The organism is Amycolatopsis sp. AA4, assembly GCF_002796545.1.
GTDB lineage: Bacteria > Actinomycetota > Actinomycetes > Mycobacteriales > Pseudonocardiaceae > Amycolatopsis.
This window is the reverse complement of sequence record NZ_CP024894.1, coordinates 4,224,463-4,238,463: the sequence shown is the minus strand read 5'-3', so window position 1 is coordinate 4,238,463 and position 14,001 is coordinate 4,224,463. Positions and strand designations below refer to the sequence as shown.

Genomic DNA, 14,001 nt, shown 5'->3' with positions numbered 1-14,001 from the left:
TGACTTTCGAGCGGGTGAACGGCGGTCCCGGCGCGAACCGGGAGCGCCGCTCACGAGGGGGAGGGGAGGGGATCAGGCGATGGCACGTCCCGCGTAGTCCGGGACCGGGGCGAGACGCGTGTCGAGCGCGGCGGCGATTTCGGCGGGGAACGGCGTCGCGCGGCCCCCGGAAACGTGCAGGCACAACAACTCTTCGGTCGCGACGAGCTCGCCGCCGACCCGCATTTCGTGACACAGCCGCACCTTTTTCGCGCCGACTGACAGCACGGAGGTGGTCACCTCGAGTTCGGCGTCCGCGCCGACCTCGCGCAGGTACCGGACGTGAGCCTCCACCGTGTACAGCGACGCCCCGGTTCTCTCGCGGTAGCCGGGGCCGAGGCCGACGATGTCCATCAGGGCGGTGGTCGCGTCGCCGAAGACGAGCACGTAGTAGGGCTCGGAGAGATGGCCGTTGTAGTCGATCCACTCCGGACGGACCCGGTCGCGGTACTCAGCCACGGCGGGCCTGCCCGACCGCGCGCTGGATCGCGATGACCGCCCGGTCGCGTTCGGCGATGAGGTCGGCGATGGTCCGCCCGTCCGCCTCGTCGTCGCATCCGGCGACCACGGCGTCGCGGAGTTCCTTGGTGAGCTCCGGGGCTTCGAGCCGAGTCCACGGCGATTTCAGCGACGGTCCGAAGTGGTCGAGCATGTGCGCCATGCCGCCCTCGCCGCCGGCCAGGTGGAAGGTCAGCATCGGGCCTTGGATCGGCCAGCGCAGCCCCGGGCCGTCGGTGATCGCGAGGTCGATCTGCTCGACCGTCGCCTCGCCGTTCGCGACCATGTGCAGGGCTTCGCGCCACAGCGCTTCCTGCAGCCGGTTCGCGATAAACCCGGGGACCTCGCGGTCCATCGTGATCACGGACTTGCCGACGCGCCGGTAGAACGCGGCGGCCCGCTCGACCGCCCACGGCGCGCTGAGCTTCCCGCCCGCGACCTCGACCAGCGGGATCAGGTACGGCGGGTTGAACGGATGCCCGACCACGAGCCGTTCCGGCGTCTTCGCGGCGACCTGCATTTCGGTCATGCCGTAGCCCGAGGTGGACGAGGCGATCACGACGTCCGGCGCGGTGACGGCGTCGATGTCGGCGAGCAGTTTTTGCTTGAGCGCCAAGTCTTCCGGCGCGCTTTCCTGCACGAAGCCCGCGCCGTCGACGGCCTCCGCGAGCGTCGCGGTGACAGTGAGGCGGTCGCGGCTCGCGCCCGGCTTCAGGCCCAGTTCGGTGAGGGCGGGCCAGGCCGCGTTGACGAGCCTTTCGAGCTTCTCCGCGGCATCCGGGGCGGGGTCCCAGGCCCGGACGTCGAAGCCCTGGGCGAGGAAATGCGCGACCCAGCCGCCGCCGATGACCCCGGCTCCGACGCACGCGACAGTGTCCACAGTGGTCTCAGGCATGCACGCGCTCCTTCAGGCCCAGGATTTCGCGCGCCCGGTCCGGGGTGGCGATGTCCGCGCCGAGCTTCTGCACGATGTCGACCGCGCGTTCGACGAGCTGGCCGTTGGTGGCCTTGACCCCGCGCGCCAGGTAGAGGTTGTCCTCCAGCCCGACCCGGACGTGCCCGCCCAGCAGCACCGACTGCGCGACCCACGGCATCTGGTCGCGGCCGATGGCGAACGACGCCCACTGCGCGCCTTCCGGCAGGAGGTGCACCATCGCCTGCAGCAGCCCGGGGTCCGGCGGGGCGCCGTACGGGATGCCCATGCAGAGCTGGAACAGCGGCGGAGGGTCGATCAGGCCTTCCTCGACCATCTTCGTGGCGAACCAGAGGTTGCCGGTGTCGAAGATCTCCAGCTCCGGCTTCACGCCCAGCTCCTGGATGCGCTTCGCGCCGGTGCGCAGCATGTCCGGAGTGGACACATAGAGCTGGTTGCCCTCGCCGAAGTTCAGCGAACCGCAGTCGAGCGTGCAGATGTCCGGCAGCAGTTCTTCGACGTGCGGGAGCCGGTCGTGCGCGTTGACCAGGTCGGTGCCGTCGACCGGCTTGAGCGGGTCCTCGGCGTCGATGACGAGGTCGCCGCCCATGCCCGCGGTGAGGTTGACGACGACGTCCACCCCGGACTCCTTGACCAGCCGCACCGCCTCGCGGTACAGGGCCACCTCCCGCGACGGCGCGCCGGTTTCGGGTTCGCGCACGTGGATGTGCACCACGGCCGCGCCGGCGTTGGCGGCCTCGACGGCGCTCTCGGCGATCTGCGCCGGGCTGACCGGGACGTGCGGGCTCCGGCGGGTGGTGTCCCCCGCGCCGGTGAGCGCGCAGGTGACGATGACCTCGTGGTTCATCAGGCTCCTTGGACGATCGAGCGGTCGATGAAGTCGTGCAGGTGCGCGCGCATCGCGCCCACCGTGCTGCCGGGGCGCCCGGTCAGCACCTGGATGCCGAGGCCGTCGATCAGCGCGGTGAGCTGGGCGGTGGCGGCCTCGGGGTCGGCCAGGCGGAACACGCCCTGCTCCTGGCCGGTGCGGATGGTCATGAGGATGGTCTGGTACCAGCGGTCGTAGGAGTCGGTGTAGAGCGAACGCAGCCGCGGGTCGAGCGCGACCTCGTTCCAGACCTGCAGCCACACCGACCATTCGGCGCGCAGCAGGCCCTCGGTCGGCAGCTGCAGTTCGACGAGCTTGAGCAGCCGGTCGTGCGCGCCGGGCACCGCGTGCAGCTCGGCGACCTGCCGGTCGAAGGCGAGCTTCACGTTGCGCCGCAACGCTTCGTCGAGGACTTCGGTTTTGGTGGGGAAATGGTAGTGGATGGCCGCGGTGCTGGTGCCGCACGCTTGCGCGATGTCGGCGATGCGGACCCGGTGGTAGCCGCGTTCGGCGATGAGCTGCCAGGCGGTTTCGAGGATCCGCCTTCGTGGTTCGGAGTGGGCGAGGTCGTCGGGATCGCTTGCCGTGCCGGCCGCGGGGGCCGGGACGGCGGTGACGGTTTTGGCGTCATCGCTGCCGTTGAGCAGCCAGTTCACCGTGACGCCGGAGTATTCGGCTACGCGGACCAGCTCGTGCGGGGAGAAGCGGCGGGCGCCGTTGAGGGCTTTGGAGAGTTTGGTTTGGTCCAGGCCGATGGCGGCGGCGAATTCGCGTTGGGGGACGGGCATGGAGCGGATCAGCTGGCGGACCCGTTCTCGCAGCTGTTCCGATTCGTCCATGGGCGGAGACGGTAGTTGCGGGTTGCGAAAATCGCAATAGTTGCGGGCGGTGGGTGGGTAACGGTGTCCCAGAGTCGTTGTGTGGCAGGGAGTTGCGATCTTGGGTTGACTGGTTGATCAGTCGGCTCGTCGCCCTGGCGGGCGACCTCGCGCTTCCCTGGGTTGCGTGGGGCACCCCGAATTTTCATTGTGCTGACGGGCGGCTTCGTATCGGGGTTGGGGGAGGGGCTGGGTGCCTCGCTCGTTGGATGCAACGGTGCGGTTCGCGGTTCGTGGCGGGGTCCACTCGGCGGGACGGCGGCGTCTGGGTGCATTGGATGATAGGAATGGCCGGTGACCGAACCGAACTTGATCGACGCCGCCGCGGACGAGGCTGTCACGCTTACCAGCGAGCTGATCCGCATCGACACCACCAATACCGGCGACCCCGAGACCCTCGTGGGCGAGCGGGTCGCGGCCGAGTACGTCGCGGAGAAGCTGACCGACGCCGGGTACGAGATCACTTACGTCGAGTCCGGCGGCAAGGACCGGCACAACGTTCTCGTGCGGCTTCCGGGGGCCGACCCGGCTCGGGGGGCGTTGCTGATCCACGGGCATCTCGACGTGGTGCCCGCCGATCCGGCCGAGTGGTCGGTGCACCCGTTCTCCGGCGCGGTCCAGGACGGGTACGTGTGGGGGCGCGGCGCGGTCGACATGAAGGACATGGTCGGCATGACGCTGGCCCTGGCCCGGCACTACAAGATCAACAATATCGTGCCTCCGCGCGATCTGGTGTTCCTCTTCGTCGCCGACGAGGAGGCGGGCGGCAAGTTCGGGGCGCAGTGGCTCGTCGAGAACCGGCCCGAGTTGTTCGAGGGGGTCACCGAGGCGATCAGCGAGGTCGGGGGCTTCTCGATCACGTTGAAGGACAACGTCCGCGCGTACGTGATCGAGACGGCCGAGAAGGGCATCCGCTGGATGAAGCTGCGGGTTCGCGGCACCGCGGGCCACGGGTCGATGATCCATCGCGACAACGCGGTCACGAAGCTGTCCGAGGCGGTCGCGAAGCTCGGGCAGCATCAGTTCCCGTTGGTGCTGACGGATTCCGTGCGCGAATTCCTCGCGGGGGTCACCGAGATCACCGGCTGGGACTTCCCCGAGGACGACCTCGAGGGCGCGGTCGCCAAGCTGGGCAACATCTCCCGGATGATCGGCGCGACGCTGCGCGACACCGCGAACCCGACGATGCTCACCGCGGGGTACAAGTCGAACGTGATTCCTTCGGTGGCCGAGGCGGCGGTCGACTGCCGGATCCTGCCGGGCCGGATCGAGGCGTTCGACCGCGAGCTGGACGAGCTGCTCGGGCCGGACATCGAGAAGGAATGGATGGAGCTGCCGCCGGTCGAGACGACGTTCGACGGTGCGCTCGTCGACGCCATGACCGCCGCGGTGCTCGCCGAGGACCCGGGCGCGCGCACGCTGCCGTACATGCTGTCCGGCGGCACCGACGCGAAGTCCTTCCAGCAGCTCGGCATCCGCAACTTCGGCTTCGCGCCGCTCAAACTGCCCGCCGACCTCGACTTCTCCGGCCTCTTCCACGGCGTGGACGAGCGGGTCCCGGTCGAGGCGCTGAAGTTCGGCGTCCGCGTGCTGGACCGGTTCCTCCGTTCGTCCTGATGCCCGAGTTCCGGCTCGCCGACGGCACGCCCCTGCACCTCGTGCGCAGGGGCGACCCGGCGGCGGCCGTGACCGTCGTGCTGCTGCACGGCTACGCGCTCGACCAGCGCAGCTGGGGCCGGATCGCCCCGGTGCTGCCGGACGCGGTGGAGCATCCGCTCGCGGTGGTCAGCTACGACCACCGCGGGCACGGCGAGTCCGGCCGGGCCGCGCGCGGCACCGCGACGATGGGGCAGCTCGCCGACGACCTCGCCGAGGTGATCGAGCGCGAGGTCCCGGACGGCCGGGTCGTGCTCGTCGGCCACGACATGGGCGGGCTCGCGGTCATGTCGCTCACCCAGCGGCATCCGGAGCTGTTCGCCGCGCGCGTCGGCGGGCTGGTGCTGCTGTCGACGTCGTCCGGGCGGTTGGCCACCGAGGCGTCCGCGGCCTGGCCCAACGCGCTCGGCAAGGTCGCGCAGGACCTGGAAATGGTGCTGGGCGCGAAGCTCTACGGCGTGTTCCGCGAGCACACCAGCCGCGCGGTGAGCGCCGGGTTGCGCTGGTGGCTGTTCGGCGACGATCCCGATCCGGACCTGGTCGAGCTGACCGTGAAAATGATCCGCGGCAACTGGCCGCACACCGTCGCGCAGTTCCGGCCCGCGCTCGACGCGTACGCGCGGGAAGCGGCGTTGTCGCTGGCCGGCGACCTGCCGGTGACGGCGATCGTGGGGGAGCGGGACCGGATCGTCGCGCCCGCCGACGTCGAGCAGTTCGTGAGCGGGCTGGCCCAGGGGTACGCCGTGGTGCTGCCCGGGGTCGGGCACGTCGTGCCGCTGGAGGCCGCGGCGCAGGTCGTCCCGCGGATCGCCTCGGTGGTGCACGAGGTCTACCGACAACAAAACCTGTCTTGACAGCCTGAGTAGTCAGCCGCGACGATGGGACGCATGTTTCCCGTTGCGGTGATCGAGGACGCGGCCGCGGCCGAGGTGTCGCTGGATCCGGTCCGGGCCTGGCTGCTGGCCGAACTGGCCCAGCCGGCCTCGGCGACGATGCTGGCCGCCCGCGTCGACCTGCCCCGGCAGAAGGTCAACTACCACCTGCGCGCGCTGGAGAAGCACGGCCTGGTGGAGCTGGTCGAGGAGCGGCGCAAGGGCAACGTCACGGAGCGGATGATGCGGGCGACCGCGGCGTCGTACGTGATTTCGCCGTCCGCGCTCGCGGCCGTGCAGCCCGATCCGGCTCAGTCGCCGGACCGGCTGTCCGCGCGCTGGCTGCTGGCGGTCGCCGGACGGTTGGTGCGCGACGTCGGAATCCTGATCACCGGTGCGGCGAAAGCGAAAAAGCGCGTCGCGACCTTCGCGCTCGACGGCGAGGTCCGGTTCGCGTCGGCGGCCGACCGGGCGGCGTTCGCGGAGGAACTGGCGACGGCCGTGACCGCGCTGGTCGGGAAGTACCACGACGAGAAAGCCGAGAACGGCCGCGCGCACCGGGTGGTGCTGGCGGTGCACCCGAGCGTGCCGATGGGGGAGGAAAACGAGGATGGGTAAGGAATTCCGGGAGATCGACGTCGCCGAGGTCCCGGTCGAGCCGGAGGAGGTCTGGGCCGCGATCGCGACCGGGCCGGGCATCGACTCGTGGTTCATGGGCCGCAACGAGGTCGAAGGCGGGGTCGGCGGAGCGGTGCGCGGCGCGTTCGCCGCGTACGAGCCGACGCACGCGATCACCGCGTGGGACCCGCCGAACCGCCTGGCCTACGGCGGCGAACCGGAGCCGGACGGACGGCGGATCGCCTACGAATTCCTCGTCGAGGGCCGCGACGGCGGCAGCTCGGTGATCCGCTGCGTGACGAGCGGTTTCCTGCCCGGCGACGACTGGGCGGACGAGTTCGAGGCCATGCAGGCGGGCGGCGCGCTGTTCTTCCGCAACCTGGTGGAGTTCGTGCAGCACTTCCCGGGCCGCACGGCTGCGCCGGTGACCGCGTTCGGCCCGGCGCCCGTCACGGACTGGCCTGCGTTGTGGGCCGCGCTGGCGAAGGAAGTCGGTGTCGAGCAGTTGAGTATCGGCGCGAAGGTCCGGCTGGCCGGGGCGGACGGCGTGGTGTACGCGGTGAACGACCAGACCGTCGGGATCCGTACTGAGGACGGGCTTTTCTGCTTCATGCAGGGCTTCCACGGTCCGCTGGTGGCGACGCACCACATCGTGGCGCCGGACGTCGAGGTGGCGGCGGAGGAAGCCAAGTGGGCGGGGTGGATGGCCGCGCTCGGCTGAACCTTGTCGAAAACGGGGGCGGCCTGTTCGTCATCCGGTCGAGAGTGTTCTTCGACCAGGAGGAGAGACCGTGCAGTACGCGATGCTGATCTGCGGCGACGACCGCGAATGGGCCGCCTTGTCCCCGGCGGACGAGGAGGACGCGATGAAGCGGATCTACGCGTGGTTCGACCGCTGGCAGCCGATCGGGAAGGTCGGGAACGGCTTCGAGCTGCAGCCGCGGGAGACGGCGAAGACGGTGCGGGCCGGGGCGAACGGGAAACCGGTGGTCACCGACGGGCCGTATGTGGAGCTGAAGGAGATCGTGGGTTCGGTGATCCTGCTGGAGTGCGCCGATCTGGACGAGGCGGTCGAGGTCGCGGCGAGCTGGCCGCTGGGGCCGGGCGTGAGCGCCGTGGAGGTCCGGCCGGTGATGAGCCGCGAAGAAGGGTGAGTAGCCGGTCGCCTGGAGTGCCATGATTTCCGGATGACGGCGAGAAAGCCCCTCCCGGCAACGCATTCCCCGCAGGAGCCGAGCCCTTTCGCGGTGCTGCTCCGGGCCGGGGCGAGCTGGCTCGGCGTGCTGGTGCTCGGCGCCGGTGCCGGGATGGCGCTGGTGAGTGCTGCTTGGGGCGTCGGCGCGGTCGTGGTCATCGCGGTTGCGTCCGGGGCGGGCGCGGTGACGTTCCGGTTCAGCGGGCGGACCTGGCTGCTGGTGCTGACCGTCGCCTTCGCCATCCTGTACGGGGTCGCGGTCGCGATGACCTGCGTCGGCTATGTCTCAGTGCACGGCGAGCGCTACACCGCGACCGCGCTTTCCTCCGAATGCCACGATGCCCGGTCCGGTACCGCGTGCACCGCGCGATTCGCCCGCCCGGACGGCACGCTGCTGGACGAGGACGTGTCCGTCGCCTCGAAGATCGTCCCGGGCACGGCCGTCGATCTGGTGGAAGACCGAGCGGGCATCGTGGAAACCCTTGCCGCGGCGGACGCGGATGCGGACGCACTGCCGTTCGACGTGCTGTTCGTCATGGCCTGCGCGGTCGGGCTGGCGGTGCTGTTCGGGCTGGCCGGGCGGTTGCGCGTCCGGTACCCGGACCGGCCCGGCAGACACCGCAGACGCCGGTGAGCGAGCCGATCACTCGCCCGCGTAGCTGCTGAAGGTCCAGACCTGGCCCTCGGGATCGGCGCACGAGTATTCGCGGACTCCGGCCGGGGAATCGTGCACCGGGTTGAGGATCCGCGCGCCGGCGGCCTCGGCGCGGGCTTGGTGGGCGTCGAGCGCGTCGTCCGGCACCCAGACGCACAACGCGTGGCTGGTGCCGCCCAGCGCGAGCGGGCTGTGCATGCCGTACCGGTCGACCTCGTGGTCGCGGCTGAGGAAGAGCAGGCTCGAGCCCGCCCGGAGCTGGGCGTGCTCGACGCCGTTCCCTCCGTCCGCCACGAAATGCGACTCGAACCCGAAGGCCGCGGCGAGGAATTCGATCGCGGCTTTCGGATCGGCGTACTTGAGGTTGGGGAACACGGTTTGCGGCGGCGGAGCGTCGGCCATGCGGGCAGGCTACTCCGCGAACTCCGCCACGCGACGCGTCATCAGCTCGCGCTCGGCCGGGTTCGTGGCCAGCTCTAGCGCGCGTTCCGCCGAAGCCACCGCCTCGCCGGGCCGGTCGAGCGCGGCGAGCAGATCCGCGCGGGCGGCGTGCCAGAGGTGATAGCCGGAAAGCTGGCCCTCGAGAGCGTCGACCTCGTCGAGCGCCAGGGCCGGGCCGACGGCGTACCGGGTGGCCACCGCCCGGTTCAGCAGCACCACCGGCGACGGGTCCACTGTGTACAGACGGTCGTACATCGCCCGCACGCCGGCCCAGTCGGTGTCCGAGAAACTGCTTGCGACCGCGTTCATCCCGGCAATGCCGGCCCGGGTTTGATACGGCCCGGGCCGGCCGAGCCGCACCGCCTCGCGCAACCGCCGCAGCGCGCGGTGAATCGCCGGGCGGTCCCACAACCGTCGATCCTGCTGTTGCAGCAGCACGATCCGGCCCTGCGCGTCGAACCGTGCGGCGACGCGCGCCTGCTGCAACTCCAGCAACGCGGCGAGCCCGGCGACTTCCGGTTCGTGCGGCAGCAACTCCGCGAGCTGCCGGGCCAGTTCGACACCCTCGCGCGCCAATTCCTGCCGCTGTGCCGAATCTCCGCTGGCGAGATAACCCTCGTTGAAGACCAAGTACAGGACCGCGAGCACGGCGGGCAGCCGATCGGAGTACTCGTGCGGCTGCGGCGGTTCGAAGCCGATGCCGCGTTCCCGCAGCAGCCGCTTGGCTCGCGAAAGCCGTTGTGCCATCGTCGGCACCGGAACCAGAAACGCGGCGGCGATTTCGACGGTGGTGAACCCGCCTGCGGCATACAGCGTGAGCGCGACCTGCGCCGGTTCCGGCACATCCGGGTGGCAGCAAGCGAAAATCATCGCCAGCCGATCGTCGACCCCAGGTTCAGGCGGTGTCTCGGAAGCCGCCCGAGCGGCTTTCTCCCGGCCGACGGCGTCCCGGCGGAGCCGGTCGACGGCCTTGCGCCAGCCGGTCGTGACCAGCCATCCGGTGGGGCTGGCCGGCACGCCCTCGCCGGGCCAGCGCTTGAGCGCTTCGGCGACGGCCTCCGACAGCGCTTCCTCGGCCCGGTCGAAGTCGCCGAGCCGGCGGCTGAGCGCGCCCAGCATGCTCGCGGCATCGCTGCGCCAGATCCGCTCGGTCAGCTCGGCAACGTCGTTCACCACGCCATCCTGGTCCAGCCGCGGGCATGCCGCAGCAAGGCGTACAGCTTCAGCTCGTCCGCCTCGTCAAGCAGGTCAGGTGGCGAGCCCGGTCGAATGGTCGGCCGCCGTGCGCTTGCGGCGCAGCCAGATGCGCCGGGTGCCGTCGGCGTACAGCCGGACCGTGCGCAGTTCCCAGCCCGCGAACTCCGCGTGGATGGAGAGCTGGATCATCGCCGCGCGCCGGGACACCGCCGGGGGCAGGCGCAGGCGGCGATACTCCCAATCCCCTTCGACCACCGCCTCGTCGACTGTCGTCATGGCTGGATCACCTGGGTCCCTTCTCCGGCGGCCGAGCCGACGAACACGCGGCCGCTCTGGTCGTCGACGCCCACCGTGTCCGGCTGGCGCACGGTCGGGAATCGGTACTTCTCGACGGGCTCTCCGCCGCGGACGTCGTAGCCGACGACCTCGTTGCGGGCGGTCAGGGTGACCCACGCCAGGCTGCGCTTCGCGTCGTAGGCGAGGCCGTACGGGCTGCCCGGCACCGGGTAGCGCTGGCGGAGAATCAGCGGATTGGTCGAGAACGCGAGCAGCGCGCCCGCGCGGGTGTCGGTGACCAGCACGCGGCCGTACGAGTCGGCGACCGCGTTGGCCGCGCCGTCGCCCGCGCGCAGGCCTTCGTCCATCGTCCCGCCCTGCACGTCCACGCTGAACACAGCGGTGCGCAGCCGGTCGAGGACCACGACGCCGTTTCCGGTGTTGACCACGTCGTCGGCGCTGTAGAGCTGGCCGGTGATCGTCTTCGCGACCGAGCCGTTCGCCAGGACCTCGACGGCCTTGCGGTCGCGGACGGCGACGAGGGTGTCCGGGCCGTCGGCGACCCCGGCGGCGGGCTGCCCGGCGACCTTCTCGGCGGTCAGCTGCCCGCTCGGCAGCGCCACGCGCGCGAGCACGCCCTTGTCCGGGATCCCGGCGAGCGCCTGGCCCGCGGACACGCTGAGCGATTCCGCCGGACCGGGCAGCAGGACGGTCTTCTTCGGCGCACCGAGCGAGGCCAGATCGTAAAGCCGCAGCTCAGCCGGTTGCTTGAGGGCGACGACAAGCGTGTGGCTCTGCTGGTCGGCAGCGATCGCGGACACCACCGGCATCGGCAGCACCTGCCCGGCGGGAGGCGCCGCGCGGGCGGGGGAGACGGCCGGTTTGGCGGCGGTCGGATTGGCCACGACCTGCAGGTTGTCCTTCGGCTGCTCCGAGGACGAGCAGGCGGACAGCGCGAGCGCACCGGCCAGCGGGATCGCGATCCGCGAGGCGGCGGTGAGCCGACGCACCTTGAAACCTCCAGCCAAGCTCCGGCGAGCGGGTCCCTCCAGCATCCTCCAGGATCGCCTGACCGTCACGCCCGTGTCACCGACCCGACACCTGCGGCTCATCGGGTGCCCCGTTCCGGATAGCCGAATTCGACGCCGCTGACGTCGTCCAGCGCGCTGCGGATGGCGGGCGGCAGCGTGAGGTCCTCGGCGGCGAGCGACCCGGTGAGCTGGCCGGTGTCGCGCGCGCCGACGACCGGCGCGGCCACTCCGGGCCGGTCCCGGACCCAGGCCAGCGCCACCGCGAGCGGCGACGTGCCGAGACCCTCGGCGGCGGTCACGACCGCCTGCACGATCCGCGCGGCGCGTTCGGTGCGGTGGTGCTCGACGTATCCGGCGTACTCGGCGGACGCGCCGCGCGAATCCGCGGGCGTGCCGGTGCGGTACTTCCCGGTGAGGACGCCGCGGCCGAGCGGAGCCCACGGCAGGAGGCCGATCCCGTGGTGCGCCGCGGCCGGGACGACCTCGCGTTCGATGCCGCGTTCCAGCAACGAGTATTCGAACTGCCCGGACACGATCGGCGTCGTGGCGAGAGAAGCGGCGGTGGCGAGCTGCCAGCCCGCGTAGTTGGAGACGCCGACGTAACGGACCTTGCCGCTCGTCACCGCGTAGTCGAGCGCGGACAGCGTCTCCTCGATCGGCACGCACTCGTCCCACGCGTGCAGCTGCCACAGATCGATGTGGTCGGTGCGAAGGCGGCGCAGCGACCCGTCGAGCGCGGACAGCAGCGCACCGCGCGAAGCGCCGCCGCCGAACGGGCCGTCGGTGCGCCGGGCGACCGTCTTGGTGGCCAGCACGACGTCCTCGCGCGGCACCAGGTCCGACAGCAGTTCGCCGAGCATCCGCTCGGCCTCGCCGCCGGCGTAGAGGTCGGCGGTGTCCACGAGGGTGCCGCCCGCGTCGACGAACGCGACCAGCTGGCTGGCCGCCTCGTCCGGATCGGTGTCGCCGCCCCACGTCATGGTGCCGAGGGCCATCCGCGATATCCGCAGTCCCGACCGGCCGAGCTGTCGCTTTTCCACGACCGCCGAGCCTAGTGGGCGCAGCCCCCTGGACCGGACGAAGGTGACCTCGTGTCGCACCGGCGCCCTCGCGGGAGTTCTCAGGAACCACCCGATAGGTTCCCGATCGTGCGAATCGGACTGCGCCCCGAGCGGGCGGGCGAACCGGCGGGAGCGGCCTGATGGGATGGTTCGAGGCCCTGGTCCTGGGGCTGGTGCAGGGGCTCACGGAGTTCCTGCCGATCTCCTCGAGCGCGCACGTGCGGATCGTCGCGGCGCTGGCGGGCTGGGGCGATCCGGGCGCGGCGTTCACCGCGGTGACCCAGATCGGCACCGAGCTGGCGGTGATCCTCTACTTCGGACCGAAGATCGGCCGGATCCTGCGCGCCTGGTTCTTTTCCCTGTACCGCCCGGACTGGCGGCGCGACCCGGACGCTCGGCTGGGCTGGCTGATCATCGTCGGCTCGCTGCCGATCGTCGTGCTCGGCCTGCTGCTGCAGGACGAGATCGACCGGGCGTTCCGCGATCTGCGGATCACCGCGACGACGCTGATCGTGTTCGGCCTGATCCTGCTGTTCGCCGACCGGACCGCGAAGCAGCAGCGGACGCTCGACCACCTGAACGTGCCGCACGGCCTGGCCTACGGCTTCGCGCAGGCGCTCGCGCTGATCCCGGGCGTTTCGCGCTCGGGCGGCACGACGAGCGCCGGCCTGCTCATGGGTTACACCCGCTCGGAAGCCGCGGAGTACTCGTTCCTGCTCGCGGTGCCCGCGGTGTTCGGCTCGGGGCTGTACAAGCTGACCGACATCGGCAAGAACGGCGAGAACGCGCAGTGGGGGCCGACGATCCTGGCCACGCTGGTCGCCTTCGGCGTCGGCTACCTGGTGATCGCGTGGCTCATGGCCTACATCAAGAAGCGCAGCTTCGTGCCGTTCGTGATCTACCGCGTGGTGCTCGGCGTGGTGCTGTTCGGCCTGGTCTTCGGCGGCGTGCTCGACCCGAACGCGGGACCCGCGGGCGGCTGAACCGGCGGATCACCGGTTAGGGTGGCGTCGTGAGTACGGTCATCTTGCTCCGGCACGGGAAGTCCACCGCCAACGGTTCGGGCGTCCTGGCCGGGCGCACCCCGAAGGTCGGGCTGGACGACACCGGCCGGGCCCAGGCCGACGCGCTCGTCGAGCGGTTCGCCGGGGTGCCGGTCGCCGGGCTGGTGGTGTCGCCGATGCTGCGCTGCAAGCAGACCGTCGCGCCGCTGGCCGCCGCGCAGGGGCTGACGAAGGTCGTCGAACCCCGGCTGTCCGAAGTGGACTACGGGGAGTGGACCGGCCGGGAGCTCAAGAACCTGGTGAAGGAACCGCTGTGGCGCGTCGTGCAGGCGCATCCGTCGGCGGCGGTCTTCCCGGGCGGGGAAGGGCTCGCCGAGATGCAGGCGCGCGCGGTGGCCGCGATCCGCGCGCACGACGCCCGGATCACCGCCGAGCACGGCGACCACGCGGTGTGGGTCGTGTGCAGCCACGGCGACGTGATCAAGTCGATCCTGGCCGACGCGCTGGGCCAGCATCTGGACGCGTTCCAGCGGATCGTCGTCGACCCGGCCGCGGTGTCGGTCGTGCGCTACACCGAAACGCGGCCGTTCGTGCTCCGGGTGAACGAGCACGGCGGCGACCTGGCCGGGATCGTGCCGCCGCCGCCGAAGAAACGCGGCCGGGGCAAGAAGGCTTCGAGCGACGCCGTCGTGGGCGGAAGCACGGGCCGCTGACGATCGACAGTCCTTCCGTCGGATGCCCGACCCCGTAGGGTGGGCGGAACCACGCGGAGAACCCT

17 protein-coding genes are annotated in these 14,001 nt (G+C 71.0%); 8 read left to right on the top strand and 9 right to left on the bottom strand.

The annotated features are described in order from the left end of the window. Nucleotides 1–72: 72 nt before the first annotated feature. From CU254_RS19710 to CU254_RS19695, 4 genes are read right to left on the bottom strand one after another with little or no spacing between them, the layout of a single operon-like run. Entirely contained in the window at nt 73–498 is a 426-nt protein-coding gene (locus tag CU254_RS19710; protein WP_009078709.1) for a thioesterase family protein, read from the bottom strand. After that, nucleotides 491–1,432 carry a 3-hydroxyacyl-CoA dehydrogenase NAD-binding domain-containing protein gene (locus CU254_RS19705; protein ID WP_009078707.1) on the bottom strand — a complete coding sequence of 314 codons (942 nt, stop codon included), beginning with the start codon at nt 1,430–1,432 and terminating at the stop codon, nt 491–493. Before CU254_RS19705 ends, CU254_RS19710 begins: the two co-directional genes overlap by 8 nt. Beyond that, a complete protein-coding gene (locus CU254_RS19700; protein WP_009078706.1) occupies nt 1,425–2,318 on the bottom strand; it encodes a 3-keto-5-aminohexanoate cleavage protein in 894 nt (297 codons plus the stop codon). Before CU254_RS19700 ends, CU254_RS19705 begins: the two co-directional genes overlap by 8 nt. Further along, nucleotides 2,318–3,178, bottom strand: coding sequence for a TetR/AcrR family transcriptional regulator (locus CU254_RS19695; RefSeq protein ID WP_009078704.1), 861 nt, complete (start codon nt 3,176–3,178; stop codon nt 2,318–2,320). The genes CU254_RS19700 and CU254_RS19695 overlap by 1 nt, the downstream gene beginning before the upstream one ends. A 333-nt stretch (nt 3,179–3,511) precedes the next feature. Between CU254_RS19695 and CU254_RS19690 the strand changes: the two genes are divergently transcribed. The 6 genes from CU254_RS19690 (at nt 3,512) to CU254_RS19665 (ending at nt 8,192) form a co-directional block, all read left to right on the top strand. Continuing rightward, nucleotides 3,512–4,834, top strand: coding sequence for a M20/M25/M40 family metallo-hydrolase (locus tag CU254_RS19690; RefSeq protein ID WP_009078702.1), 1,323 nt, complete (start codon nt 3,512–3,514; stop codon nt 4,832–4,834). Continuing rightward, complete coding sequence (locus tag CU254_RS19685; RefSeq protein WP_009078700.1) at nt 4,834–5,727, top strand: alpha/beta fold hydrolase; 894 nt, start codon at nt 4,834–4,836, stop codon at nt 5,725–5,727. Before CU254_RS19690 ends, CU254_RS19685 begins: the two co-directional genes overlap by 1 nt. Before the next feature lie 33 nt (nt 5,728–5,760). Next, entirely contained in the window at nt 5,761–6,363 is a 603-nt protein-coding gene (locus CU254_RS19680) for a helix-turn-helix domain-containing protein (protein ID WP_037714232.1), read from the top strand. After that, nucleotides 6,356–7,084 carry a hypothetical protein gene (locus CU254_RS19675; protein ID WP_009078696.1) on the top strand — a complete coding sequence of 243 codons (729 nt, stop codon included), beginning with the start codon at nt 6,356–6,358 and terminating at the stop codon, nt 7,082–7,084. The genes CU254_RS19680 and CU254_RS19675 overlap by 8 nt, the downstream gene beginning before the upstream one ends. Nucleotides 7,085–7,154: 70 nt before the next feature. Next, nucleotides 7,155–7,517: a YciI family protein gene (locus CU254_RS19670; protein WP_009078694.1), complete on the top strand. Its 363-nt coding sequence runs from the start codon at nt 7,155–7,157 to the stop codon at nt 7,515–7,517. A gap of 33 nt (nt 7,518–7,550) precedes the next feature. Next, nucleotides 7,551–8,192, top strand: a complete 642-nt coding sequence (locus tag CU254_RS19665; protein ID WP_009078692.1) for a hypothetical protein — start codon at nt 7,551–7,553, stop codon at nt 8,190–8,192. 9 nt (nt 8,193–8,201) lie between these two features. Here the strand turns inward: CU254_RS19665 and CU254_RS19660 are convergent, their stop codons facing one another. The 5 genes from CU254_RS19660 to CU254_RS19640 all read right to left on the bottom strand — a co-directional run bounded on the left by CU254_RS19660 (nt 8,202) and on the right by CU254_RS19640 (nt 12,198). Next, entirely contained in the window at nt 8,202–8,615 is a 414-nt protein-coding gene (locus CU254_RS19660) for a VOC family protein (protein ID WP_009078691.1), read from the bottom strand. Nucleotides 8,616–8,624: 9 nt separating this feature from the next. Further along, nucleotides 8,625–9,827, bottom strand: coding sequence for an RNA polymerase sigma factor (locus CU254_RS19655; RefSeq protein ID WP_037714226.1), 1,203 nt, complete (start codon nt 9,825–9,827; stop codon nt 8,625–8,627). A gap of 75 nt (nt 9,828–9,902) precedes the next feature. Further along, nucleotides 9,903–10,127: a DUF5703 family protein gene (locus CU254_RS19650; RefSeq protein ID WP_009078687.1), complete on the bottom strand. Its 225-nt coding sequence runs from the start codon at nt 10,125–10,127 to the stop codon at nt 9,903–9,905. Further along, nucleotides 10,124–11,137: a YncE family protein gene (locus tag CU254_RS19645; RefSeq protein WP_037714224.1), complete on the bottom strand. Its 1,014-nt coding sequence runs from the start codon at nt 11,135–11,137 to the stop codon at nt 10,124–10,126. Before CU254_RS19645 ends, CU254_RS19650 begins: the two co-directional genes overlap by 4 nt. 98 nt (nt 11,138–11,235) lie before the next feature. Continuing rightward, on the bottom strand, nt 11,236–12,198 hold the full coding sequence (locus CU254_RS19640; protein WP_037714223.1) for an aldo/keto reductase: 963 nt from the start codon (nt 12,196–12,198) through the stop codon (nt 11,236–11,238). A gap of 161 nt (nt 12,199–12,359) precedes the next feature. Here CU254_RS19640 and CU254_RS19635 point away from each other — a divergent pair, with 161 nt between their 5' ends. Both CU254_RS19635 and CU254_RS19630 read left to right on the top strand, forming a co-directional pair. Further along, nucleotides 12,360–13,202 carry an undecaprenyl-diphosphate phosphatase gene (locus tag CU254_RS19635; RefSeq protein ID WP_009078682.1) on the top strand — a complete coding sequence of 281 codons (843 nt, stop codon included), beginning with the start codon at nt 12,360–12,362 and terminating at the stop codon, nt 13,200–13,202. A 29-nt stretch (nt 13,203–13,231) separates the two neighbouring features. Then, nucleotides 13,232–13,936, top strand: a complete 705-nt coding sequence (locus CU254_RS19630) for a histidine phosphatase family protein (RefSeq protein WP_009078681.1) — start codon at nt 13,232–13,234, stop codon at nt 13,934–13,936. The last annotated feature ends 65 nt before the right edge of the window (nt 13,937–14,001 follow it).